General features: G+C 70.0%; 18 protein-coding genes. 13 read left to right on the top strand and 5 right to left on the bottom strand.

The window, feature by feature from the left end; all coding sequences use genetic code 11:
* The first annotated feature begins 164 nt into the window (after window positions 1-164).
* The 4 genes from dnaX (at window position 165) to ACTHK2_RS06770 (ending at window position 3,588) form a co-directional block, all read left to right on the top strand.
* Window positions 165-1,832 (top strand): DNA polymerase III subunit gamma/tau, encoded by a 1,668-nt coding sequence (gene dnaX / locus ACTHK2_RS06785; RefSeq protein ID WP_440244944.1) that lies wholly within the window; start codon window positions 165-167, stop codon window positions 1,830-1,832.
* A 164-nt stretch (window positions 1,833-1,996) separates the two neighbouring features.
* The gene (locus ACTHK2_RS06780; RefSeq protein WP_440244943.1) at window positions 1,997-2,320 is read left to right on the top strand and encodes a YbaB/EbfC family nucleoid-associated protein; all 324 of its coding nucleotides are present in this window, start codon (window positions 1,997-1,999) and stop codon (window positions 2,318-2,320) included.
* Between the two features lie 154 nt (window positions 2,321-2,474).
* Window positions 2,475-3,071 (top strand): recombination mediator RecR, encoded by a 597-nt coding sequence (gene recR / locus ACTHK2_RS06775; protein WP_440244942.1) that lies wholly within the window; start codon window positions 2,475-2,477, stop codon window positions 3,069-3,071.
* A gap of 172 nt (window positions 3,072-3,243) precedes the next feature.
* The gene (locus tag ACTHK2_RS06770; protein ID WP_440244941.1) at window positions 3,244-3,588 is read left to right on the top strand and encodes a histidine triad nucleotide-binding protein; all 345 of its coding nucleotides are present in this window, start codon (window positions 3,244-3,246) and stop codon (window positions 3,586-3,588) included.
* 6 nt (window positions 3,589-3,594) lie between these two features.
* Here ACTHK2_RS06770 and ACTHK2_RS06765 read toward each other — a convergent pair whose 3' ends face one another.
* The 5 genes from ACTHK2_RS06765 to ACTHK2_RS06745 all read right to left on the bottom strand — a co-directional run bounded on the left by ACTHK2_RS06765 (window position 3,595) and on the right by ACTHK2_RS06745 (window position 8,759).
* On the bottom strand, window positions 3,595-4,125 hold the full coding sequence (locus tag ACTHK2_RS06765) for a Slp family lipoprotein (protein ID WP_440244940.1): 531 nt from the start codon (window positions 4,123-4,125) through the stop codon (window positions 3,595-3,597).
* A 71-nt stretch (window positions 4,126-4,196) separates the two neighbouring features.
* Entirely contained in the window at window positions 4,197-4,772 is a 576-nt protein-coding gene (locus ACTHK2_RS06760) for a Slp family lipoprotein (RefSeq protein ID WP_440244939.1), read from the bottom strand.
* A 95-nt stretch (window positions 4,773-4,867) separates the two neighbouring features.
* On the bottom strand, window positions 4,868-6,835 hold the full coding sequence (locus ACTHK2_RS06755) for a transglutaminase TgpA family protein (protein ID WP_440244938.1): 1,968 nt from the start codon (window positions 6,833-6,835) through the stop codon (window positions 4,868-4,870).
* Window positions 6,810-7,805 (bottom strand): DUF58 domain-containing protein, encoded by a 996-nt coding sequence (locus tag ACTHK2_RS06750; protein ID WP_440244937.1) that lies wholly within the window; start codon window positions 7,803-7,805, stop codon window positions 6,810-6,812. The genes ACTHK2_RS06755 and ACTHK2_RS06750 overlap by 26 nt, the downstream gene beginning before the upstream one ends.
* 3 nt (window positions 7,806-7,808) lie before the next feature.
* Window positions 7,809-8,759, bottom strand: coding sequence for an AAA family ATPase (locus ACTHK2_RS06745; protein ID WP_440244936.1), 951 nt, complete (start codon window positions 8,757-8,759; stop codon window positions 7,809-7,811).
* A gap of 184 nt (window positions 8,760-8,943) precedes the next feature.
* On the opposite strand from ACTHK2_RS06745, the gene ACTHK2_RS06740 reads away from it, so the two are divergent.
* The 9 genes from ACTHK2_RS06740 to ACTHK2_RS06700 all read left to right on the top strand — a co-directional run.
* Window positions 8,944-10,185 carry a lipoprotein-releasing ABC transporter permease subunit gene (locus ACTHK2_RS06740; protein WP_440244935.1) on the top strand — a complete coding sequence of 414 codons (1,242 nt, stop codon included), beginning with the start codon at window positions 8,944-8,946 and terminating at the stop codon, window positions 10,183-10,185.
* A gap of 68 nt (window positions 10,186-10,253) precedes the next feature.
* Window positions 10,254-10,973, top strand: coding sequence for a lipoprotein-releasing ABC transporter ATP-binding protein LolD (gene lolD / locus ACTHK2_RS06735; RefSeq protein ID WP_440244945.1), 720 nt, complete (start codon window positions 10,254-10,256; stop codon window positions 10,971-10,973).
* A gap of 58 nt (window positions 10,974-11,031) precedes the next feature.
* On the top strand, window positions 11,032-13,431 hold the full coding sequence (locus ACTHK2_RS06730; protein WP_440244934.1) for a DNA internalization-related competence protein ComEC/Rec2: 2,400 nt from the start codon (window positions 11,032-11,034) through the stop codon (window positions 13,429-13,431).
* A 32-nt stretch (window positions 13,432-13,463) separates the two neighbouring features.
* Window positions 13,464-14,132 (top strand): MotA/TolQ/ExbB proton channel family protein, encoded by a 669-nt coding sequence (locus ACTHK2_RS06725; RefSeq protein ID WP_440244933.1) that lies wholly within the window; start codon window positions 13,464-13,466, stop codon window positions 14,130-14,132.
* 10 nt (window positions 14,133-14,142) lie between these two features.
* Window positions 14,143-14,574 (top strand): ExbD/TolR family protein, encoded by a 432-nt coding sequence (locus ACTHK2_RS06720; protein ID WP_440244932.1) that lies wholly within the window; start codon window positions 14,143-14,145, stop codon window positions 14,572-14,574.
* The gene (gene msbA / locus ACTHK2_RS06715) at window positions 14,571-16,358 is read left to right on the top strand and encodes a lipid A export permease/ATP-binding protein MsbA (protein ID WP_440244931.1); all 1,788 of its coding nucleotides are present in this window, start codon (window positions 14,571-14,573) and stop codon (window positions 16,356-16,358) included. Before ACTHK2_RS06720 ends, msbA begins: the two co-directional genes overlap by 4 nt.
* Before the next feature lie 62 nt (window positions 16,359-16,420).
* Window positions 16,421-17,413, top strand: coding sequence for a tetraacyldisaccharide 4'-kinase (lpxK, locus tag ACTHK2_RS06710; RefSeq protein WP_440244930.1), 993 nt, complete (start codon window positions 16,421-16,423; stop codon window positions 17,411-17,413).
* 203 nt (window positions 17,414-17,616) lie between these two features.
* Window positions 17,617-20,307 carry a magnesium-translocating P-type ATPase gene (gene mgtA, locus ACTHK2_RS06705; RefSeq protein ID WP_440244929.1) on the top strand — a complete coding sequence of 897 codons (2,691 nt, stop codon included), beginning with the start codon at window positions 17,617-17,619 and terminating at the stop codon, window positions 20,305-20,307.
* A 378-nt stretch (window positions 20,308-20,685) separates the two neighbouring features.
* Window positions 20,686-24,830, top strand: a 4,145-nt coding sequence (locus tag ACTHK2_RS06700; protein ID WP_440244928.1) for a DEAD/DEAH box helicase, incomplete at its 3' end; no start/stop codon positions are given.

The following is a 24,830-nucleotide window of genomic DNA, read 5'->3' as shown; positions in this document are numbered from 1 at the left end:
CGCCACCTCGTATCTGGAGATCCGGCTTCGCCCCTTGCCGGGGCGAACCCGGGACTGCCACGCTGGTTCGGCGCACAGGACGCCCGACGCCGGCGACGCGCGCCGGGCGCACGGTCCGCTAACATCCGCGTTGTTACAATCGCGGACCCAGCAGCGGATCTCCGATGTCCTACCAAGCCCTCGCGCGCAAATGGCGCCCGCGCCGTTTTTCCGAACTCGTCGGGCAGGAGCACGTCGTGCGCGCGCTCACCCATGCGCTCGACAGCGGCCGCCTGCACCATGCGTTCCTGTTCACCGGCACGCGCGGCGTCGGCAAGACGACGATCGCGCGCATCTTCGCCAAGTCGCTGAACTGCGAGAAGGGGCCGACCTCGAACCCGTGCGGCGAGTGCGCGGCCTGCGCCGAGATCGACGCCGGCCGTTTCGTCGACCTGCTCGAGATCGACGCGGCAAGCAACACCGGCGTCGACAACGTGCGCGACCTCATCGAGAACGCGATGTACGCGCCGACGCGTGGCCGCTACAAGGTGTATCTCATCGACGAAGTGCACATGCTGTCCAAGCCGGCGTTCAACGCGCTGCTGAAGATCCTCGAGGAACCGCCGCAGCACGTGAAGTTCCTGCTCGCGACGACCGATCCGCAGAAGCTGCTCGTGACCGTGCTGTCACGCTGCATCAAGTTCAACCTAAAGCGGCTCTCGCCCGAGCAGATCGGTGGCCAGATGCGCCATATCCTCGGCGCCGAGCAGGTCGCGTTCGACGACGAAGGCATCGACGTGCTCGCGCGCGCGGCCGACGGATCGTTGCGCGACGGCCTGTCGCTGCTCGACCAGGCGATCGCCCACGGCGGCGGCGCGCTGCACGCGCACGAGGTGCACGCGATGCTCGGCACGGTCGAGCGCGCGAAGGTGCGCGTCCTGCTCGAAATACTCGCGGACGGCGACGGTGCGGCGCTGCTCGCGGAAATCGAGCGCATCGCACAGTTCTCGCCCGATTTCGCCCAGGTGCTCGACGAACTCGCCGGCCTGCTGCATCGCGTGCAGTTGCTGCAGCTCGTGCCGGACGCAGCGGGCGAGGAGGGTCCCGAGCTCGCAGCGCTCGCGGCGCGCCTCGCCGCGCAGGACGTGCAGCTCTGGTACCAGATGGCAGTGACCGGGCGGCGCGACCTGCCGCTGGCGCCGACGCCACGCGTCGGCTTCGAGATGGCGCTGCTGCGCATGCTCGCGTTCGTGCCGGGCGGCGCGAACGGTACGGCCATCGCGCGCCCGGCGGCGCCGGTGCGCGCCGCCGCCGCGGCAGCTCCCGTACGCGCGCAAGCGCCTTCGCCGCCCGCACGCGAACCGCTGCGCAACATCGAACCCGCCGCCGAGCGACCGAACGCGCCGCCGCGCGCGTCGATGCCCGAAGTTCCCTCGCCGCCTGCGGTGTCCTCGCAAGTCCCAGCGTCTTCCCCGTCAGACTGGCCCAGCCTGATCGAGCGCGCGGGTCTGCGCGGCCCGGTCGGCCAGCTCGCGCAGAACGCCACGCTCGTCGCGATCGACGGTCACATCGTGCGCCTCGCGATGGACCCCGCGTACGAGCATCTCGCCGAGGGTTCGATGGTCGGCCTGCTGGAACAGCGCCTCGGTGCGGCACTCGGGCATGCCGTCAAGGTTCGTTTCGAACGCGCCTCGACCGGCGCGCAGACGCCGGCCGAGCAGCGCACGCGCGCCGAGCACGCGCGCCGTTCGGCCGCGGAGGAAGCGGTGCAGAGCGATCCGTTCGTGCAGTCGATGATCGAGACCTTCGGCGCTCGCGTGATCCCCGACAGCATCCGCCCCACGGACGGCTGAGTGCGTTCGAAACATGAGACCGATGCCGCTGGTTGAATGCTTCATCTGAAAATGTGCGGCCATGGATGGCCGCTGTTGGACCAGCCGAAGGAAATGGCGTACCCACATCCACAACCCACCCAGATCACGGCGATCCCGGACGGATCGCAAGGATGACCCCACTCATGAAAGGCCCACTCGCCGGATTGATGCAACAGGCGCAGCGCATGCAGGAAGAGATGAAGCGCGCGCAGGAAGAGATCGCGCAGATGGAAGTCACCGGCCAGTCCGGCGGCGGCCTCGTCAGCGTACGCATGAGCGGTCGCCACGAAGTGCGCGCGGTCGCGATCGACCGCAAGCTGTTCGCCGACGACCCCGAAATGGCGGAAGACCTCGTCGCCGCCGCGCTCAACGATGCGGTCAACAAGGTCGCCGCGTTGAACCAGCAGAAGCTCGGCAACCTCGCCTCGGGCATGAATTTGCCGGCGGGGTTCAAGTTGCCGTTTTGAGGCGAGCAGCGCTGAGGGCTGAGGGCCTTGGGCTTAAATCGCCCGCAGCCGGTGCGACGCCTCGCCGGCGATGGGGTGCAAACCTCGTTTCCCGCCGTGTATTCCTCGACCGTTGCAGCCCTTGGCGATCAGCCCTCAACCCTAAAAAAGAGCCATGTCCTCCTCCCCGCTCCTGGCCGACCTCGTCGAAGCGCTCAGATGCCTCCCCGGCGTCGGTGCGAAGACCGCGCAGCGCATGGCATTCCATGTGCTCGAACGCGATCGCGCCGGTGCACGACGATTGGCCGAGCGCCTCGCCGCGGCGGTGGAGCGCATCGGCAACTGTACGCGCTGCCGCACGTTCAGCGAGGATCCGGTGTGTGCACTGTGCGCGGGGACGGCACGCGATCGCAGCCTGCTCTGCGTCGTCGAGACACCGGTCGACCAGCTCGCGATCGAGCAGGCCACCGGCTACCGCGGGCATTACTTCGTCCTGCTCGGGCGCATTTCGCCGCTCGATGGCCTGGGACCGAAGGAGCTCGGCCTCGACCTGCTCGCGCAACGGCTCGCCGAAGGCGAGGTGCGGGAACTCATCGTCGCGACCAACCCCACCGTTGAAGGTGAGGCGACCGCGCACATGCTCGCCCACCTCGCGCGTGCGGCCGGCGTGCGCGCGAGCCGGCTCGCCCACGGCGTGCCGCTCGGCGGCGAGCTCGAGTTCATCGATCGCGGCACGCTCGCGCACGCGTTCGGCGGTCGGCAGGTGTTGTGATTGGTGATCGGTGATTGGTGATTCGGGATTGGTGATTGGTGAAAGCGCGAACGCCGCGTGCATCGTAGGGTCCGCCAGTAATCGACACTCGCTTCGCGGCACCCCCAATCCCAATCACAATCACCAATCACCAATCACCAATCACCAATCACCAATCACCAATCCCGACGCCATGACCGACACCCTGTTCGCGAAAATCATCCGACGCGAGATTCCCGCCGACATCGTCTACGAGGATGAGGACCTGCTCGCGTTCCGCGACATCAATCCGCAGGCGCCGGTGCACGTGCTGTTCATCCCGAAGCGGCCGTTCGCGACGCTCAACGATCTCGCCGACGGCGACGCGGCCCTGGTCGGCAAGCTCGTCGTTGCGGCTGCGCGCTGGGCCAAGGCGCAGGGCTTTGCCGAGGACGGCTATCGCGTGGTCATGAATTGCAACCGCGACGGTGGCCAGACCGTGTTCCACATCCATCTGCACCTGCTCGCCGGACGCGCGTTGCACTGGCCGCCGGGCTGAGGCGGCTCACATGAACTGGGGCGGGTGCGCTCTCGGCGGATCCGGCCAGGTGCGGCCGTCGCTGATCTGGACCACCGGAAGGCGCGCCACGCAGCCTTGTGCCGTCTGCGTCACCGCGGTCGCCTTCCAGGTCACGAACGCGGTGTTCGGCGGCAGGATCTTGCAGTCGTCGCCGACGATGCGCGCGCGCACCGCAGCGAGCTTGCCGGTGACCGCGACCTGCCGTCCGACCGCATAGTCCGAAGGCGACAGCGCTTCGCTGCTGCATGCATAGAAGATCTGCCCCGGCTCGAGCCGCGTGTCGGGCCGGCCGTCGCGGCGCGCGAGCGGGAACGCGAGCACGCCGACGCACTGGCCGTCTTCGCCCGATTCGCGCTCGAAGATGCGGCCGCCCCAGAGCACGACCGCGCCCGCGTGGTCGCCGGCGACCGCTTCAGCCGGCGACGAAAAAACCTTCGATGCCGCAGCACCTTCGGCGGCGACGGCGGGGACCATGGATGCGGCGAGGACCGCGCACAGCAGCGAACGTGGACTCATGGCGGGCTCCCTCCGGGCGAACCGGAACGATGCTAAGCCATCAGCTGTGCGGTTAGTTGCGCGAAGCAGGGCTACTTGCCGCCCGGCACCGGCTTGGGCTGCGGTTCAGGGCGATGGTCGCGGATGATCACCGGCGGGCGCCAGTAACCCCAACCCGGCCCGTAATAACCCCAGCCCGGGCCGTAGCCGTACAGCCACGGGTCGTAGTAATACGGCGAGCGCACGTACAGCGGCCGCTTCGGCCACAGGTACACCGCGCTCGCGTCGACGTGCGGATAGGCGTAGTCGAACTGGCCGACCTTGCCATGATCGGTGCCGGTGACCTTGCCGACGACGGTGACCTCGCGGCCGCGGTCGAATTCCTCCGGATCGTAGAAGCCGGCGTGACAGGCCATGAAACGGCCCTGGCTGGCGTCGCGGCTCGTCGGACGCGCGCTCGCATCGAGTTCGCGCGCGAGGATTTCGAAGCATGTCGAATCCTGCATCGGCTCGACCTTGATGATTTCGCCGCCCCAGCGAACCGCCTGGCCGTCACCGCGCGCCTCGCGCGGCGTCGTGGCGGCGTATTCGCCCTGCAGCGGGCCGGGAATGGTCGCGCAGGAAGCGAGGGTGGCGCCGAGGAGGGCGATCGTGAGTGGGTGTCGCATGCTGGAACCTCATCCGGCGGCGGCGCGGGGCGCCGTCTGCAATGCCGTATGTGCGCATGGTACCCGACGCGCCTGAATGCCGGTTCGTCGCACCGTCAGCTGCGCCGCGGCAGGCGCACGGCGCGCAGGCGCCGACCGAGCGCGGCGATGCGCGCACGTTCCGGTACCAGGCTGCCGTACCGCAGCGCGACGTATTCGCCGACCAGCGCGTCGATCTCGCGTGACCGCTCCGGCACCGCCGCACGCCACCGCGCGCCGAGGTCGAGCGGCCCCTCGTCGGGGCGTTCATCGATTCCGGCACGCGCGAGCCGGGCACGGAAACGCTGCCACGCGCGATCGAGCGGATCGCCCCGCCGCGTGCGCGACTCACGCATCGCCCAGGCAGCCGCTAACCCCATCGTCACCGTGAGAACGATCGTCAGGACGAGCAGGAGATCGCCATGGCTCAGCTGCGACGCCCCGAACTCGGTCAGCAGGGCGTTCTGCCGAAGCGAATCGAACGTGATCACCGAACGCGTCCACAAACGGTTGGCGATATCGAGGTGGTTGCGCAGGTCGCGCAACCAGCCGCCGTACCAAGTGGTCTCCGCGTCGATTTGCGCGGCGCCCAGATCCACGCGTTCCGGGCTGACCGCGGCCGTCGGGTCGACACGCTTCCAGCCGCTGCCCTCGACCCAGGTTTCCGCCCATGCGTGCGCATCGGATTGCCGCACGAGCATGTACTCGCCGCTCCACCAACCACCTTGGTAGCCGGTGACGACGCGTGCCGGGATGCCGGCGGCGCGCATCAGGAACACGAATGCGGACGCATAGTGCTCGCAGAAGCCGGCTTTCGTGCCGAACAGGAAATCGTCGACGGAATCGCGCGCGAGCGGCGGCGGTTCGAGCGTGTAGTCGAAACTCGAATTGAACAGCTTCAGCGCCGCCTGCACCACCCGCGCATCGTCGCCGAGTTCGGTGCGCCACTGCTGCGCGAGGCGTCTCGCACGCGGACCGTAGCCGTGCGGCAATGCAAGCATGCGCTCGCGATCGGCTGGGGCAAGCTCCGTTGCCATCTTCGCGCGAGTGGATGATTGCAGCCGATACTGGCGCAGCGGGGACGTGCCGCGGCGCGCGATGAGGGTCTGGTCGCGGCTCAGCGTCGCCCCGTCGGGCGAGGTCAGCGGCAGGTCGAGCGCCGGCAGCCAGCGTTGATCGCCGCTGCCTTCCAGCGTGACGGTGTAGTCGTAGAAGCTCGCCGGCCCTGTCGACGCCGGATTCGCTTCGCCGGGACGGCCGTCGCTGAGGCGGCGGGTCCAGGTCGTTCCGTCGAAGTCGTTGAGGACGATCGTACGGAAATACAGCACGCGCGCGCTCGGCGGAGGCCCCATGAACTCGGCGCGGAAAGCCGGCGATTCGTCCAGCACGAGCCGCGCGAACTCCCCCGGTGCCATGCTGTCGCTGAGGCCGGTACTGCCGAGCGTATCGTCGCCACGCGACCCCCACATCGGCGCGCTCAGCCGCGGCAGCAGCACGAACGCGGCCAGTGCGAACGGCAATGCGACAGCGAGCAGGGCGCCTGCGGAGCGCAGGTCCCTGCTCATGCGGGGTTGCGCGAGCGGCGCCGTTTGCAGGGCCAGCAACCCCGTGACGACGAGCGCGAGCACCGCCGCGACCACGACACTGAAGGCGAGCGACTGCACGAACAGGAGCGAGGACATCAGCACGAAGAACGAGAAGCCGAGCGCGACACGCGCATCCCGCTCGCGCTCGGCTTCGAGCAGCTTCAAAGCGAGCATGCCGCAGGCGAGCGTGGTGCCGGGAATGCGCCCGAACATGTTGCCGTAGTGCATGACCACGAAGGCAAGCAGCAGTGCAGTGAGCGGGACCCGCAGCCATGCGGCGACGGCGCCCATGGCCCGTCGCCGCGCGACGACGCGTGCGACGAGCGCGACGGCCACGGCGAGCGACACCCAAACGGGCAGATGGCCCACGTGCAGGGCCAATGTCGCGGCGACCGCGAGCGCGACGCGTTCGAACCGCGTGCGATCGAGGCGGTCAGTCGTCGTCGTCGTGGATATCATGTCCGGGCATCAAGGCAAGCGCGCGCAGGCAGGCGCGAAGGTGGTCGGCGCCGAGCCCCGGGCCCAGCGTCTCGTACGGCAAGCGCAAGGTGTATGCGCGCTGGGCATGTTCGGCGGCGACACTCCAGGCGGCCAGCCGGCTGATCCTCGTCTCGTCATCGACGCCACGCAGCGCCGCGTAGTCCAGCGTCAATGCCTCGCCCGCGCGGTTTTCGGCGTCGCGCACGAGCAGGCTGTCGTGGCGTACCGACGCCTTCCACGCGATCAGGCGCGGAGGATCGCTCGGGCGGTAGTCGCGCAGGCCGCCGTGTTCCTCACTCGCGCCGGCGCGGGCCTGCTCGCCGTGGTGGCCTTCGCCGGACGGCAACGGCGGGGCGGAACGTTCCAGCGCCGGGTAGACGAGGAATTCCACGTCGGGATTGACCCAGCTCCAGATGCGGAACAGACCGAGCGGGTACTCGGTCCACACGCGGATGCGGCCGGGCCGGTACCAGCCGCGCCGCGGCCGAACGACGACGACGGCGACATCCGCCGGCTCGTTCGCCGGCAGCGAAAATGCGCTTTCGGACGTATCCAGCCGCAGGCGCAGCGACGCGCGGCTGCGCGCCCCGGGATCGAAGCGCAGGCGCGTTTCAAAGGGTTCGCCTGCATACGCCTCGCCGGCGTGGACGCGCGAAAGCACCAGCCCGCTCGCGACGCGGAAGCCGGCGAACAGGCTTGCGCCGGCGACGCTGCCGAGCAAGCACGTGAACAGGACCGCCGGGTTGTTGCCGTAGTTGAGCGCGCCGATCAGCATCACGAACAGCAGCGCAGCGAACACCAGGCCGAACGGCGTCGGCAGCACGTAGATGCGGCGGCGGTCGAGCCGGATCGGCGGGGCTTCGGGGCGGCGCAGGCGCGTCAACGCGGGCAGGCGGCGCTCGGCGTAGGCGAGCGCGCGCAGGCGCCAGGACGCGAAGGTACTCGGCATCGGTCAGCGTACCGGGGTCGCCTCGAGCAACTGGGCGACTAGCTTGGTGCGGTCGACGCGCGCATTGGCACCGAGGCCCAGGCGGTGCCCGGCGACGAACGGAAACACGGCCTGCACGTCCTCCGGCACGCAGTGCGGGCGCCCGGCGAGCAGCGCGTGCGCACGCGCGGCCGCGAGCAGGGCGAGTCCCGCGCGCGGAGAAAGACCGACGCGGATGTCCGAATGGTCGCGGCTCGCGGCGAGCAGCGCCTGCACGTACTCGATCAGCGCCGGACTCGCCAGCACGCCGGCGCACGCCTGGCGCAGCGCGAGGATCTGCTCCGGGCCCAGGCACGGCGTGAGTGCGGCGATCACGTCGCGGCGGTCGCTGGCGCCGAGCATCGCGCGTTCGGCGTCGCGGTCCGGGTAGCCGAGGCTCATGCGCAGCATGAAGCGGTCGAGCTGCGAATCGGGCAGGGGCCAGGTGCCGGCGAGGTCGAGCGGGTTCTGCGTCGCGACGACGAAGAACGGGGGCGCAAGTCGATGCGTGGTGCCGTCGACGGTGACCTGGCCCTCGGCCATCGCCTCGAGCAGCGCGCTCTGCGTCTTGGGCATCGCGCGGTTGATTTCGTCGGCGAGCAGCAGCTGCGTGAACAGCGGCCCCGGATGGAACTTGAACACGCCCGCTTCGCGCTCGTAGATGCCCACGCCGATGATGTCCGACGGCAGCAGGTCGGAGGTGAACTGCACGCGCTGGAATCCGAGTCCGAGTGTCGCGGCGAGCGCATGCGCGAGCGTGGTCTTGCCGACGCCGGGCAGGTCCTCGATGAGCAGGTGGCCGCCGGCGAGCAGGCAGACGAAGGCGAGTCGTACCTCGTGCTTCTTGCCGAGCACGACCGTGTTGACCTGGCGCACCGCGCGCGCGAGCTCGTCGCGCAGGTCGGCGGGAAGGGGCGGGGTGGTGGCTTCGTTCATGCGTCTCCGTGGTCGTATCGCTTGGAATTCCTACGCCGATCCTCGCGCCGACCGACTTGCCGCGCCAGCGGCCTTGCGGCACTCTGCACCGCCGTTGTGGTCGAACGCAACGGCGCTGCGACGCCAGCGCATGCGCACGCGTCCGCGTGCCGCCACGGCGAACGACCCGAGGACCGCCCGCACGATGTTCCGCCCACTCGAAGTCTTCATCGGCCTGCGCTACACGCGCGCGAAGCGGCGCAACCACTTCATCTCGTTCATTTCGCTGGTGTCGATCCTCGGCATCGCGGTCGGCGTGACCGCGCTGATCACCGTGATCTCCGTCATGAACGGCTTCGACAAGGAACTCAAGGACCGCATCCTCGGCATGGTATCGCACGCGACGATCGAAGGCATCGGCGAAAGCGTGCGCGACTGGCCCGAGGCGCTGAAAGTCGCGCGCGCCGATCCGCACGTGCTGGGGGCGGCGCCCTACGTCGAGCGCCAGGCGATGCTGCAGGGCACGCGCGTGAGCGGGGCGATCATCCGCGGCGTCGATCCCGCGCTCGAAGCGGGCGTATCGGAAATCGGCACGCGCATGGTCGAGGGTCGGCTCGACGAACTCGTGCCCGGCAAGTTCGGCATCGTGCTCGGCAAGGAGCTCGCGATGACGCTCGGTGTCGGCGTCGGCGACCTCGTCACGGTGTTCGCACCGGAGTTCAGCGCGACGCCGATCGGCGCGATCCCGCGCATGAAGCGCTTCACCGTGGTCGGCGTATTCGAGGCCGGCATGCAGGAATACGACTCCGGCCTCGCCGTCATCGCACTGCAGGATGCACAGACGCTGTACCGGCTCGACGGCCCGACCGGTATCCGCCTGCGCCTGGACGACATGTTCCAGGCGTTTCCGGTCGGCCGCCAGCTATCGCAGCAGCTCGGCCAGTTCTACCGCGTGACCGACTGGATGCAGGGGCACAGCAACTTCTTCAAGGCGATCGCGATGGAGAAGAAGGTGATGTTCCTGATCCTTTCGCTGATCGTCGCGGTCGCGGCGTTCAATCTCGTCTCGACCCTCGTCATGCTCGTGCAGGACAAGCAGGCCGACATCGCGATCCTGCGTACTCTAGGCCAGAGCCCCGCCTCGGTGATGGGCACGTTCATGGTGCAGGGCGTGCTCGTCGGCACGCTCGGCATCGCGCTCGGCGTGCTGTTCGGCGTGCTGCTCTCGCTCAACCTCAGCGCGATCGTGCACTGGATCGAACGCACCTTCCACGTGACGTTCCTGTCGCCCGACGTCTACTACATCAGCGAGTTGCCGAGCGACCTGCACGGCTCGGACGTGGTTTGGATCACGCTCACCGCCTTCGTGTTCTGCACGTTCGCGACGCTCTATCCGGCCCGCCGCGCCGCGAAGACGGAGCCTGCGGCGGCGTTGCGGTACGAGTGAGCAGGGCTGGGCGTCGAGGGCTGGCGAAGCGCGGCTCCGCGGACACGATGACGACGATGGATACCATGATGCGAAATCCCAGCGCCCAGCCCTCGGCCCTCGGCCCTGACATCGTCCTGTCAGCAGCGGGCGTCGCCAAGACGTACCAGGAAGGCAACTTGCGCACCGACGTGCTTCGCGATGTCGAGCTGTCCGTCCGGCGCGGCGAAACGGTCGCGATCATCGGTGCCTCGGGCACCGGCAAGAGTACGCTGCTGCACATCCTCGGCGGCCTGGATGCGCCGAGCGCGGGCGAAGTCAGCGTCGACGGCAAGGCGATGTCGCGCCTGTCCGATCGCGCACGCGGTGAACTGCGCAATCGCGCGCTCGGTTTCGTCTACCAGTTCCATCACCTGCTGCCCGAGTTCACCGCGGTCGAGAACGTCTGCATGCCGCTGCTGATCCGCGGCGGCGCGATCGGCGACGCGCGCGAACGCGCTGTCGCGTTGCTGCAACGCGTAGGCCTCGGCGAGCGGCTCGAGCACAAGCCGGGAGAACTGTCCGGCGGTGAACGCCAGCGCTGCGCGGTCGCGCGTGCGCTGGTCACGCGCCCGGCCTGCGTGCTCGGCGACGAGCCGACCGGCAACCTCGACGAGCGCAACGCGGCGCAGGTCTACGACCTCATGTTGGAGCTCAATCGCGAGATCGGCACGGCGCTCGTGCTCGTCACGCACGATGCGAAGCTCGCGGCGCGCGCCGAGCGCGTGCTCGAACTTTCCGGCGGCAAGTTGCACCCGCGCGCCGCCTAGCGCGTAGGCAGGGGCGGAGCCGCGAAGGAACGCGGATACGGCACGAAGCGAGGGCAGGATGCTCCAAGCGCGGATACCGGCCGTCGGCGTGCACGCGGCCCTCTCGATGCTCTGCGGCGTGCTCGCCGTGCATGCGCTGCCGGCGCTGCCGCCGGCCAGTGTCGATCTGGCCCTCGCCGCGGCCGCGTCCTTCGCGTTGGCGCGGCCACGCCTGCGCCTCGCCGGCTGGCTGGTGCTCGGCTTCGCCTGGTGCGCGTTCCGCGCAGGCAGCGCACTCGAGGCCCGCCTGCCGCACGAACTGGAAGGACGCGACGTGCTGGTCAGCGGCGTCGTCGACGGCCTGCCGCTGCGCCGCGATGACGCGACGCGCTTCACGCTGCGCATCGAACGCGCTCGGCTCGACGGGATGGAGTTGCCGTTGCGCGGGCGGGTGCGTGTCTCCTGGTACGACGGAACGCCGGACGAACTCGCCTCCTGTGATCGGTGGCAGTTGCTGCTGCGCCTCAAGCGTCCGCGCGGGCTCGTCGATCCGGGGGGCTTCGACGCCGAGCGGCAGGCACTCGAGCGCGGCATCACCGCGGTCGGCTATGTGCGCGAAGGCGAGGATGACCGGCGGCTGGGCTCGCGCGTTACCTGCATCGACCGCCTGCGCGAGTCGATCGCGCAAGGCATCGACGCACGCGTCGCCGACCCGCACGACGCGGCCCTGCTGCGCGCGTTCGCGATCGGCGACACGCGCGGACTCGACCAGGGCGATTGGGAAGTGGCGCGCGCCAATGGCAGTCCGCACCTCATCGCGATCTCGGGATTCCACGTCGGCGTCGCCGGGCTGTTCGGCGTCGCGCTCGCCTGGCTGCTCTGGAGTGCGTGTCCGCGACTCGCGTTGCGCGTGCCGTATCCGCTCGTGCGCGCACCGGCCGCGCTGCTCGCGGCACTGCTTTACGGCATGCTCGCGGGCGGCAGCCTGCCGACCGTGCGCACGCTCGCGATGATTGCCGTCGTCGCGGCCATGCGCTTCGGCCGGCGCGGCGGCGGCGGTGCGCACACGCTCGCGCTCGCGCTGCTCGCGATCCTCCTCGCCGACCCGCTCGCGACATTGGCGGCGGGCTTCTGGCTTTCGTTCGTCGGCGTCGCGTTCCTCATGCTCGCGCTGGGTCCCGTACGCGGTCGGCTGCGCTTCCTGCGCGAACTGGGCCTCGGCCAGCTCGTCATGACGATCGCGTTGTTGCCGCTGTCGGTGTGGTTTTTCGGCGAGGCCTCGCTGGTCGGCGCGCTGTCCAATCTCCTCGCCGTGCCGCTGATCAGCTTCGTGATCGTTCCGCTGTGCCTCGTCGCCGTGCTCGCGTTGCTGCTCGTGCCGGGCCTCGCCGCGCTGCCGCTCGCGCTCGCCGCCGCGGTCGCACACGCGCAGTGGTGGCTGCTGCAGCAGGCCGCGCGCTGGCCCGGTGCGCACTGGTGGCTGCCCGAGGCGGAGCCCTGGGTGGCCGGTCTTGCGATCGCCGGCGCGTCGTGGCTGTTCCTGCCGCGCGCGACACCGGCGCGCCTGCTCGGTGCACTGCTGTTCGTGCCCCTGCTGTGGCCGGCACGCGCGTTGCCCGGGCCCGGCGCCTTCGAGGCGGTCGTCATCGACGTCGGCCAGGGCCTTTCGGTGCTCGTGCGCACGCGCGGACATGCGTTGCTGTTCGATGCCGGCGCGCGTTTCCCGTCGGGGTTCGATCTCGGCGAAGCCGCGGTGTTGCCGACCCTGCACGCGCTCGGTACCGATCGCCTCGATCGCCTCGTGATCAGTCATGGCGACAACGACCACGCCGGCGGCGCCGTCGCCGTGGCCCGCGCCTATCCCGATGCCTTACGAGCGAGCGGCGAGCCCGAACGGCTCGCGATCGATGCCGCGCCGTGCCGCGCGGGCGAGTCGTGGGATTGGGACGGCGTGCGCCTGCGCATGCTCGGACCTGCTGCGCCCGCGGACGCGGTGCCGACGCGCGGCAACGATCGCTCCTGCGTGCTGCTGGTCGAAGGCCGCGCCGGGCGCCTGCTGCTCCCTGGCGACGTCAGCCGCCGTGTCGAGGCCGGCATCGCCGCCGCGGCCGGGCCGGGGCCACCGCTCGCAATCGTCGTGCCGCATCATGGCAGCCGCAGTTCGTCCAGTCCGCCGTTGCTCGCGGCGCTGCGTCCGGTGATCGCGATCGTATCGGCCGGATGGCGCAATCGCTTCCATCATCCGGCGCCTGACGTCGTCGCGCGCTACACCGCGATCGGCGCGACGCTCGTCAATACCGCCGATGCCGGGGCGGTACGCCTCGCGTTTCCCGCCGACGCGCCGCCGCGGATCGTCGCGCGCGAGCGCGGGCGGCAGTGGCGCTACTGGCGCGAGGGGGCGCCCGATGCGGATTCCCGCGCACCGCCGGCCGGTGCCGCGTCGATGCCCTCACAGACAGCGTCGGCGGCGCTGCTATGATGCGGGGAGCAACGTAATCGGAAGGGTGTCACGTGTTCGAACTCCTGATGGCCGGCAGCTGGGCGATGCTGCCGATCCTGATCTGTTCCGCGATCGCGCTCGCGATCATCCTCGAACGCTTCTGGACCTTGCGCCGCAAGACCGTCGTACCGCCCGGGCTCGGCGACGAAGTGCGCGAATGGGCGCGCACGCGCAAGCTCGACCCCGAACACCTGAATGCACTGCGCACCAATTCGCCGCTGGGCGAGTTGCTCGCCGCCGCGCTGGCGGTGCGCAACCGTCCGCGCGAGGTGATCAAGGAGCGCGTCGAGGATACCGGCCGCCATGTCGTGCACCGGCTCGAGCGCTTCCTCAACACGCTCGGCACGATCGCGCTGATCTCGCCGCTGCTCGGCCTGCTCGGCACCGTGTTCGGCCTGATCCGCATGTTCTTCGCGGTGATGGTCAGCGGCGTCGGCGACCCGCTCAAGATGGCGGGTGGCATCGGCGAGGCGCTCGTGTGCACCGCCGCCGGCCTGTGCGTGGCGATCCCCGCCTACGCGTTCCACCGTTATTTCCGCAGCCGCGTCGCCGGCCTCGTGGTCGAGATGGAGCGCCAGGTGTTCCTCCTCACCGACGAACTCACCGCGACCGCGGAGGCGCCTGCAGCCGCGCCGGCCGGCGCCGTGCGCGTGCCGCGCAGCGCGACCACCGCGGGTTGAGGCGGCCGACGTGAGGATCGCCGCTGCCCGCCGCGAGGACGACTTCGAGATCAACGTGATCTCGCTCATCGACGTGCTGCTGACCCTGCTCATGTTCTTCGTGCTGACGACGACGTTCGTGCAGAACTCGCGCATGCAGGTGAGCCTGCCGCAGGCCGAGTCGAGCGAGCAGACCGAGCAGCGCGACGCATGCGTCGTGCTGATCGATCGCGACGGTCGCTACTACATCGACAACAACGAAGTGTTGAACCCGGGGCTCGATTCACTCAAGGAGGCGATCTCGCGCTTCGCCGCCGACGATCGCTCGCGTGCGGTCGTCCTGCGCGCCGACGCGATGACGCCGCACCAGGCGGTGGTCACCGCGATGGATGCGCTCGGCCAGCTCGGCTTCACGCGCCTGTCGATCGCGATCGCGCAGTCGCAGGCGGCAGGCGCGAAGTGAGCCGGGCAGACGCGGCGACGCGTTCGAGCCTTGCGGTCTACCTGCGCCTTCTCGGCTATGCGCGCCGCTACTGGCCGGTCGCGATCGTGGTGGTCGCCGCGATGGTCACCGACGCGGCCTGCATGGGCCTGTTCGCCGGCACGATCAAGCCGATGCTGGACAACCTCTTCATCGCGCGCGACCCGGCCAGCATCTTCTGGATGCCGATCATCATCGTGGCGATCTTCGCCGTGCGCAGTCTCGCGATCTATGCGACGGACTTCGGCACCGCCTACATCGGGCGCGGCGTCGTGCAGCGGCTGCGCCAGCAGGTGTTCGACCATTACCTGCGCCTGCCGGCATCGTTCTTCGATGCGGAATCGTCCGGCCACCAGATCGCGCGCATCACCTACAGCTCCGAGCAGGTCGCGCAGGCGACCACTGACGCGGTCAAGATCGCGGTCGTCGACGGCCTCAGCGTGGTGGCCTACGTCGCGGTGATGCTGCGCGCGAGTGTGCAGCTCACCCTCGCGCTGCTCGTGATGGTGCCGCTCGTCGGCGCGCTCGTGGTCTGGGTCGGTCGCCGCTACCGGCGCATCAGCCGGCGCATCCAGGGATCGATGGGCACGGTCAGCGGCGTCATCGAAGAGGTCGTCGGCGCGAACCGCGAGGTGAAGGTGTTCGGCGGCCAGGCTTATGAATCCGCGCGCTTCAACGCGGTGTCCGAACAGGCGCGCCGCCTCGGCCTCAAGGTCGCTTCGACCAACGGCCTCTCGAGCGCCCTGGTGCAGCTCATCGCTGCGGTGTCCCTCGCCCTGATCATCTACTTCGCGACGAGGCCGTCTATGCTCGACGTCCTGTCGCCGGGCGCATTCACCTCGCTGATCCTCGCCATGGGAGGCATCCTGCCGTCGCTCAAGCGCCTGACCACGGTGCAGGCGAACCTGCAGCGCGGCATCGCCGCGGCGGACGAGATCTTCGGCCTCGTCGACACGCCGGCGGAACGCGACGAAGGCACGATCGAACTCGCGCAGTGCCGCGGCGAGATCGTGCTGCGCGGTGTCGGCATGCGCTACCCGGGCGCGACGCGCGCCGCGCTGGAAGGCGTCGACATCACCTGCGCGCACGGCAGCGTGACCGCGCTCGTCGGCCGCTCCGGCAGCGGCAAGTCGACGCTCGCGAGCCTCATTCCACGCTTCCAGGAGCCGACCTCGGGCGAAATCCTGCTCGACGGCCGCCCGCTCGCCGACTACACACTCGCGAGCCTGCGCCGGCAGATCGCCTGGGTCGGTCAGGGCGTCGCGCTGTTCGACGACAGTGTCGCGCGCAACATCGCCTATGGTGCGCTCGTCGACGCGAGCGAGGCCGACATCATCGCCGCGGCGCAAGCCGCCAACGCGATGGAGTTCATCGCGCAGTTGCCGCAGGGCATCCACAGCCGCGTCGGCGCGGGAGGCAGCCTGCTCTCCGGCGGCCAGCGGCAGCGCATCGCGATCGCGCGCGCGCTGCTCAAGGACGCGCCGATCCTCATCCTCGACGAAGCGACGAGCGCGCTCGACAGCGAGTCCGAGCGGCTCGTGCAGGACGCGCTGCAGCGGCTCATGCGCGATCGCACCGTGATCGTCATCGCGCACCGGCTCTCGACCGTCGAGCACGCCGACCAGATCGTCGTGCTCGATCAGGGCGGCGTGGTCGAGCGCGGCACGCATGCGACGCTGCTCGCGCGCAACGGCAGCTATGCCGCGCTGCATCGCCTGCAGTTCAAGGACGCGCCACAGGCGGCGCCGGCAGGCGCCGGGGCCTGAATGAGGATCGCGATGCCGCCGGTGCCGCGTGCCCCCATCGCCGAGGCGGGCGGAGCCGCGCGATGAGCGCGTTCGCGCAGCGCATCGCACGCATCTGGTATGACGGTGCACCGGTGCCGTGGTGGCTGCGCTCGCTCGTGCCGGTCTACCGTGGGCTGCGCGCAGCACACCTCGCGCCGTATCGAATCGGATTGCGCCGCGCCGCGCGCGTCGCGGCGCCGGTCATCGTCGTCGGCAATCTCACCGCGGGCGGCAGCGGCAAGACGCCGCTCGCGATCGCGCTGGCCGAGAACCTGCGCCTGCACGGCTTCCGGCCCGGCGTCGTCAGCCGTGGCTACGGCGGCTCCGAACGTGGCCCGCTGCTGCTCGACGACCTGCCCGATCCGCGCCGCGTCGGCGACGAGCCGTGCGTGATCCGCCGTCGCGCGGGTGTCGAGGTCGCGATCGGGCGCGATCGCGCGCGTGCGGCTGCGCTGCTGCTCGATCGCGGCGTCAACGTCGTCATCGCCGACGACGGCCTGCAGCACGTCGCGCTCGCGCGCGACCTGGAGATCTGCGTCGTCGACGGCCAGCGCCGTTTCGGCAATGGACGGTTGCTTCCCGCCGGACCCTTGCGCGAGCCGCTCGCACGCCTCGAATCGATCCCGTTCCGCGTCTGCAACGGCGGCGCCGCGCAGGCGGGCGAGATTCCGATGCGGCTGGTCGGCGATGTCGCCGTTCCGGTGCAGCGCGCGGCACTGACGCGGCCGCTCGATGCGTTCGCCGGCCAGCGCGTGCACGCGGTCGCGGCGATCGGCAATCCCGAGCGTTTCTTCCTCTCGCTGCGCGCGCACGGCATCGAAGTCGTGCCACATCCGTTCCCGGATCATCACGCGTTCGCCGCGGCCGACCTCGCCTTCGGCGATGGCGCGCCCGTGCTGATGACCGAGAAGGACGCAGTCAAGTGCGTCGCGTTCGCCGACGCGCATCACTGGTGCGTGCCGGTACGCGCGGAATTGCCGGTTTCGTTCTTCGATGACGTGGTCGAACGCCTGCGCGCCCTGAAAGCGCCGTGACAGCATGGGCAGGCGACAATCGCGCCGCGTGCCGGCCGGGCGCGCGCCCACCCTCGTGCGAGGTTCCCTCCGTGGACAGTTGCAGTAGCCACAGACGAAGCAGCGCTGCCCGCGCGGAACGGATGGCCGGCTGACGCGATCGCGTCGGCGACGCGGCGATTCCCCGTGGCGGCAGCGTTGCGCCACGACATCCGGAGTCGCCCATGTTCAAGTTTCTCCCGACCGCCATCGGCGGGTCGCCGTTCGCGGCTGCGCTGCCCGCCGCACTGCGCTTCGAGCGCAGTCGCCGCGCGTCGGTTGCAGCGCAGCCCTTGCTCGAGCTCGTTCGGCTCCCGCCCGCCGCGGTGCTCGAGCGCCTGGGCGTCGACGGCCTCGGCCTCGACGCCGACGAGGTCGCCGCGCGCCGCGCCGAGCACGGTCCGAACGTGCTCGCGCCCGCGCGCCGCCGGCCGTTCCTGCTCGACATCGCCCGGCGCTTCTTCATCAACCCGGTCAACGTGCTGCTCGGCATCCTCGCAGTCGTGTCGTGGCTCGGCGATGACGCGATGGGTGCGGCGATCATGCTCGCGATGGTGTTCATCGCGGTATTCCTGTCCTACTTCCAGGAAGCACGCACCGGTCGCGCGGTCGAACGGCTGCGCAGCCTGGTCAGCACCACCGCGACGGTGCGCCGCATGCCCGCCACGGGCGCCGACGGCGTGCGCGCCCCGGCGGCGAAGGTCGAAGTGCCGATCGAACAGCTCGTGCTTGGCGATGTCGTGCATCTCGCCGCGGGCGACATGATTCCGGCCGACCTGCGCCTGCTTGCCGCGAAGGACCTGTTCGTGAACCAATCTTCGCTGAGCGGCGAGTCGATGCCGGTCGAGAAGTTCGCCGCGGCGGACGCCGAGGCCGCGACCCTGCTCGAGGCGCGCAACCTCTGCTTCATGGGCAGCAATGTCGTCAGCGGCAGCGCCACCGGCGCGGTCGTCGCGACCGGCGCACGGACGACGTTCGGCAGGCTGGCCGGTTCCATCGGCGGCGAACGCGCGCCGACGAGCTTCGACGAGGGCGTGCGGCGCTTTGCCTGGCTCATGATCCGCTTCATGGCGGTGATGGTGCCGCTCGTCTTCCTCGTCAACGGCATCGCCAAGGGCGCCTGGATCGACGCCTTCATGTTCGCGGTCGCCGTGTCGGTCGGCCTCACGCCCGAAATGCTGCCGATGATCGTCACGATCAATCTCGCCAAGGGCGCGATGGCGATGGCGAAGAAGAACGTCGTCGTGAAGCGCCTCGGCGCGATCCAGGACTTCGGCGCGATCGACGTGTTGTGCACCGACAAGACCGGGACGCTGACGCGAGACAAGGTCATCCTCGAGCGCCACGTCGACGTGTCCGGCGAGGAGGACGAGCGCGTGCTCGGGTTCGCATTCCTCAACAGCCACTACCAGACGGGCCTTCGCAACCTGCTCGACGTCGCGGTGATCGAGCGCGTCCATGCCGACCGCCGCCGCCGGCTGCAGGAGGAATACACGCTCGTCGACGAAGTGCCCTTCGACTTCACGCGCCGGCGCCTGTCGGTGATCGTGCGCGATCGCGCGGGTCGTCATTTCCTCGTCGCCAAGGGTGCGGTCGCGGAGATGCTCGGCATCTGTGCGCGCGTGCGCGTCGGCGAAGCCGACGTGGCCATCGACGACGTCCGTCTCGCCGGCGCGCGCCGGCTCGCACGCGGCATGAACGACGACGGCTTTCGCGTGTTCGCACTCGGCATGCGCGACATCGAGGCAAAGGCGGCGTACTCGCTGGCCGACGAAACGGACCTCGTGCTGACGGGCTTCGTCGCCTTCCTCGATCCGCCCAAGGAGAGCGCGGCGGACGCGATCCGTGCGCTCGCCGACAACGGCGTCGCCGTGAAGGTGCTGACCGGCGACAACGACGTCGTCACGCGCAACGTCTGCCGCCAGGTCGGGCTGCGCGTCGGGCGCTGCCTCGTCGGCCCCGAAGTCGCCGCGATGGGCGACGCCGAACTCACCCTCGCGGCTCGCGACACCCAGGTGTTCGCGCGCCTCGATCCCGCGCAGAAGGTGCGCGTGATCGAGGCCCTGCGCCGCGACGGGCACGTCGTCGGCTTCATGGGCGACGGCATCAACGACGGCCCCGCATTGCGCGCGGCCGACGTCGGCATCTCGGTCGACAGCGCGGTCGACATCGCCAAGGAAGCCGCCGACATCATCCTGCTCGAAAAAAGCCTGATGGTGCTCGAGGAAGGACTGCTCGAAGGCCGCAAGGTGTTCGGCAACATCCTCAAGTACATCAAGATGACCGCGAGCTCCAACTTCGGGACCATGTTGAGCGTGCTCGGTGCGAGCGCGTTGCTGCCGTTCCTGCCGATGGCGGCTGTGCAGGTCCTGCTGAACAACCTGCTGTACGACCTCTCGCAGACCGCGGTCGCGACCGACGAGGTCGATCCCGGATATCTCGCGCGGCCGCGCCAGTGGGACATGGGTGCTATCACGCGTTTCGTGCTCTGCATCGGCCCGGTCAGTTCGCTGTTCGACTACGCGACGTTCGCGCTGCTCTGGTTCGTGTTCGGTGCGAACTCGCCTGCGAACGCGGGCGTGTTCCAGACCGGCTGGTTCGTCGAGTCGCTGCTCTCGCAGACGCTGGTCGTGCACGTGATCCGTACCGGCCGCCTGCCGTTCGTGCGGAGCAGGGCGAGCCTGCCGCTGACGATCACCGGCGTCCTCATCTGCCTCGCCGGCGCGCTGCTGCCGTACTCGCCACTCGCGCCGAAGTTCGGCTTCGTCGCGTTGCCGGCGATGTACTGGCCGTATCTCGCGTTGATCCTCGCGGCGTACATGGCGCTCACGCAGGTCGTCAAGGCGAAGCTGATCCAGCGTTTCGGCCTGCTGTAGGCTGGCGGGGCGGCATGCGCTTTGCGCGTACCGCCCTACGGAGCTCAAGATGATCCTTGCGGCGTACATGGCGCTCACCCCGGTCGTCAAGGCGAAGCTGATTCGGGCCTCCGCCTGCTGCAGGGCTGGCAGGACGCACGCGCAAAGCGCGTGCCGACAGGTGTGTCCCCGAGGGCGGGCGGCGGCACGCGCGTTGCGCGTACCGCCCTACGGAGCCGATGGCGCGGCCGCGCTCGCGCGGCCGGCGCCGCCGCATGTCCAGGCGCCCCGATCGACCCGCTATCGTCGGCACCGCGCTTGAGTTCGACCGCCACCGGCCGCACCCTAGTCGAACCGGTCCGTCTCACGATTCGAGACGACCGTGTGCAGACTGCCGCGATGCCGCTCGATACCTTCCATCCCGCCGTTTCCGCCTGGTTCCGCCGGGCGTTCGATGCCCCGACCCCGGCACAGGCCGAGGCGTGGCCCGCGATCGCCTCGGGCCGGCATACGCTGATCGCCGCGCCGACCGGTTCAGGCAAGACGCTCGCGGCGTTCCTCGCGGCGATCGACGACCTCGTGCTCCGCGGCTTCGAGGCCGGCCTGCCGGACGAGACCGCGGTCGTCTACGTGTCGCCGCTGAAGGCCCTGTCGAACGACGTGCGCATCAACCTCGAACGCCCGCTCGCCGGCATTCGCGACGAGCTGCTGCAGCTGTGGTTGCCCGACGTCGAAATCCGCACGATGGTCCGTACCGGTGACACGCCGCAGGCGGAGCGCGACCGCATGCGCAAGCGGCCGCCGCACATCGTCGTGACGACGCCGGAGTCGCTCTACATCCTGCTCGGTTCGGCCTCGGGCCGGCGCATGCTGTCGACGACGCGCACGGTCATCGTCGACGAAATCCACGCGCTCGCGCCGAACAAGCGCGGCGCGCATCTCGCGCTGTCGCTCGAGCGGCTCGACGCGCTGTGCGGCCGGCGCCTCGTGCGCATCGGCCTGTCGGCGACGCAGAAGCCGATCGGCGAAGTCGCGCGCTTCCTCACCGGCATGGAGCCGGCCACGGAGGTGACGGTGGACGCAGGGTCCGCACCGGACGGCGCAGTGCCGGTCCGCGCGACCGACATCGCCTGCACGATCGTCGACGCGGGCCACGTGCGCGCGCGCGACCTCGCGCTCGAACTGCCCGAGGCACCACTCGAGGCGGTGATGTCCGGCGACGTCTGGGGCCAGCTGCATGCGCGCCTCGAGGCACTCATCGCCGAACACCGCACCACGCTCATCTTCGTCAACACGCGGCGCATGGCCGAGCGCCTCGCCCGGCACCTGAGCGACAGCCTCGGCAAGGACAAGGTCACCGCGCACCACGGCAGCATGTCGAAGGAGCACCGCTTCGACGCCGAGCAGCGCCTCAAGCGCGGCGATCTCAAGGCGCTCGTCGCGACCGCCTCGCTCGAGCTCGGCATCGACATCGGCGACGTCGACCTCGTCTGCCAGATCGGCACGCCGCGTGCGATCTCGACGTTCCTGCAGCGCGTCGGCCGCTCCGGCCACGCGGTCGGTGGCACGCCGAAGGGGCGGCTGTTCCCGCTCTCGCGCGACGAACTGGTCGAGTGCACGGCACTGCTCGATGCGGTGCGTCGCGGCGAGCTGGACACCCTGCACGTCGAAGCGGCACCGCTCGACGTGCTCGCGCAGCAGGTCGTCGCCGAGGTCGCGAGCCGCGAGTGGAGCGAGAACGAACTCTACGACGCCGTGCGCCACGCCTATCCCTTCACCGGCGTCACTCGCGAGCAGTTCACTGCGGTGCTGCGCATGCTCGCCGAGGGCTACACGACGCGCAACGGCCCGCGCGGCGCCTACCTGCATCGCGACGCGGTCAACGGCGTGCTGCGCGCGAGCCGCGGCGCGCGCCTAACCTCGCTGACCTCGGGCGGCGCGATTCCCGATACCGCCGACTACGAGGTCGTGCTCGAACCGCAGTCGACGATGATCGGCAGCGTGCACGAGGACTTCGCGGTCGAGAGCATCGCCGGCGACATCTTCCAGCTCGGCAACCATGCCTATCGCGTGCTGCGCGTCGAGCGCGGGCGCATCCGCGTCGAGGACGCGCAGGGCGCGCCGCCGACGATCCCGTTCTGGCTCGGCGAAGCGCCGGGCCGCAGCGACGAGTTGTCGTTCGCCGTGTCGCGGCTGCGCGAAGAAGTCGGCGCGCGGCTGGCCGGGGCCGATGCGCTGCCCGGCGAACTGGGCGAGAGCGTGCAGGAAACCGTCGACTGGCTCGTCGCCGAGGTCGGCATCGGCGCGGCGGCCGCGCGCCAGATCGTCGACTATCTCGGCTCGGCCAAGATCGCGCTCGGCGTGCTGCCGACCCAGCACACGCTCGCGATGGAGCGCTTCTTCGACGAATCGGGGGGTACCCAGCTCGTCATCCACACGCCGTTCGGCAGCCGCATGAATCGCGCCTGGGGCCTCGCCCTGCGCAAGCGGTTCTGTCGCACGTTCAACTTCGAACTGCAGGCGGCCGCGACCGAGGATGCGATCATCCTGTCGCTGTCGACGAGCCACAGCTTCCCGCTCGACGAGGTGGCGCGTTACCTCCATTCGAACAGCGTGCGCGACGTACTCGTGCAGGCCTTGCTCGATGCGCCGATGTTCGGCCTGCGCTTCCGCTGGAATGCGACGACGTCGCTCGCGTTGCCGCGCTTCCAGGGCGGCAGCAAGGTGCCCCCTCAGCTGCAGCGCATGAAGGCCGAAGACCTGCTCGCGCAGGTATTTCCCGACCAGGTCGCCTGCCTCGAGAACATCGTCGGCGAGCGGCAGATCCCCGAGCATCCGCTGGTCGACCAGACCCTGCACGACTGCCTGCACGAGGCGATGGACATCGATGCGCTCGTCGCGTTGCTGCAGCGGCTCGAGCGCGGCGACGCGCGCATCGTCGCGCGCGACCTCACCGGTCCCTCGCCGCTCGCCGCGGAAATCCTCGGCGCGCGCCCGTACGCGTTCCTCGACGATGCGCCGCTCGAGGAGCGGCGCACGCAGGCGGTCGGCAGCCGGCGCTGGAGTTCGCCCGAACATGCCGACGACCTCGGCCGCCTCGACCAGGATGCGATCGATGCGGTGCGCGAGGAAGCCTGGCCGCAGGCGCGCGGTGCCGACGAGCTGCACGCGGCGCTCATGGGCGTCGCCTACGTGACAGCGGCCGAGGCGCGCGCGAACCACGGCTGGATGCAATGGCTCGAACGGCTCGTCGCCGACCGCCGCGTCACGCGCCTGTCGGTCGGCATGGACGGTGATTCATTCGCGTGGGTACCGGCCGAGCGACTGCCGCAGTTCGCTGCCGTGTTGCCGGGCGCGTCGCTCGATCCGGTCATCGAGGCGCCGGCCGAGTACGCCGTGGCCGCGTGGACGCCCGAGGACGCGCTCGTCGAGATCCTGCGCGCGCGCATGACCGCGCTCGGGCCCGTTCGGCCTACGGCGCTCGCCGCGTCGCTCGGACTCGACCGCTCCGCCGTCGGCCTCGCGCTGCTCGCGCTCGAACGCAATGGCTTCGTCATGCAGGGCCGCTATTCGGGCGAGTCGCTCGCGCCCGATGGCGAGGTCGAGTGGTGCGAGCGGCATCTGCTCGCGCGCATCCATCGCTACACGGTCAAGCGGCTGCGGCGAGAGATCGAACCGGTCGAGCCGCGCGACTACATGCGCTTCCTGTTCGACTGGCAGCGCGTCGCCGACGGCACGCGCGTGAGCGGGCCCGATGCGCTCGCCGGCGTGCTCGCCCAGCTCGAAGGCTACGAGGCGCCCGCCTCCGCCTGGGAGGGCTCGATCCTGCCCGCGCGCGTCGACGGCTACGAGATCGCCTGGCTCGACGCGCTGTGCCAGGCCGGGCGCCTCGTCTGGACGCGCCTGCGTCCGCGCAAGGGCGGCAGCGAGCGCGCAGGCGGTCCGGTGCGCGCGACGCCGATCGTGTTGCTGCAGCGGCGCAACCTCGACACCTGGATGGCGCTCGCGAACGGCGCGAACCAGGATGCGCCCGCGCTGTCCTCGCGTGCAGAGGTCGTCGCCGAGCATCTGTCGAAGCGCGGCGCTTCGTTCTTCGACGAACTCCTGTCTGGCACGCGCCTGCTGCACGTACAGCTCGAGGAGGCGCTCGGCGAACTCGTCGCATCCGGCCTCGTCCATTCCGACAGCTACAGCGGCCTGCGCGCGCTGCTCGTGCCGTCGTCGAAGCGCCCGTCGACGGCGCGGCGCCGGCATGGTCGGCGCAGCGCATTGTTCGGCATCGAAGACGCCGGGCGCTGGGCGCTCGTGCGTCGCGGCACCCCGGAGAGCAACGACGAAGCGGCGACGATCGAGCACGTCGCACGCGTGCTGCTGCGCCGCTACGGTGTCGTCTGCTGGCGCCTGCTCGCGCACGAGGCGGAATGGCTGCCGCCGTGGCGCGACCTGCTGCGTGCCTACCATCGGCTCGAGGCGCGCGGCGAGATCCGCGGCGGGCGCTTCATCGCCGGCATCGCCGGCGAACAGTTCGCGATGCCGGAAGCGGT

This window comes from Dokdonella sp., assembly GCF_051958935.1.
Classification (GTDB): Bacteria; Pseudomonadota; Gammaproteobacteria; order Xanthomonadales; family Rhodanobacteraceae; genus Dokdonella_A.
The sequence above is the reverse complement of the archived record's forward strand: the minus strand, read 5'-3'. Positions and strand labels throughout refer to the sequence as shown.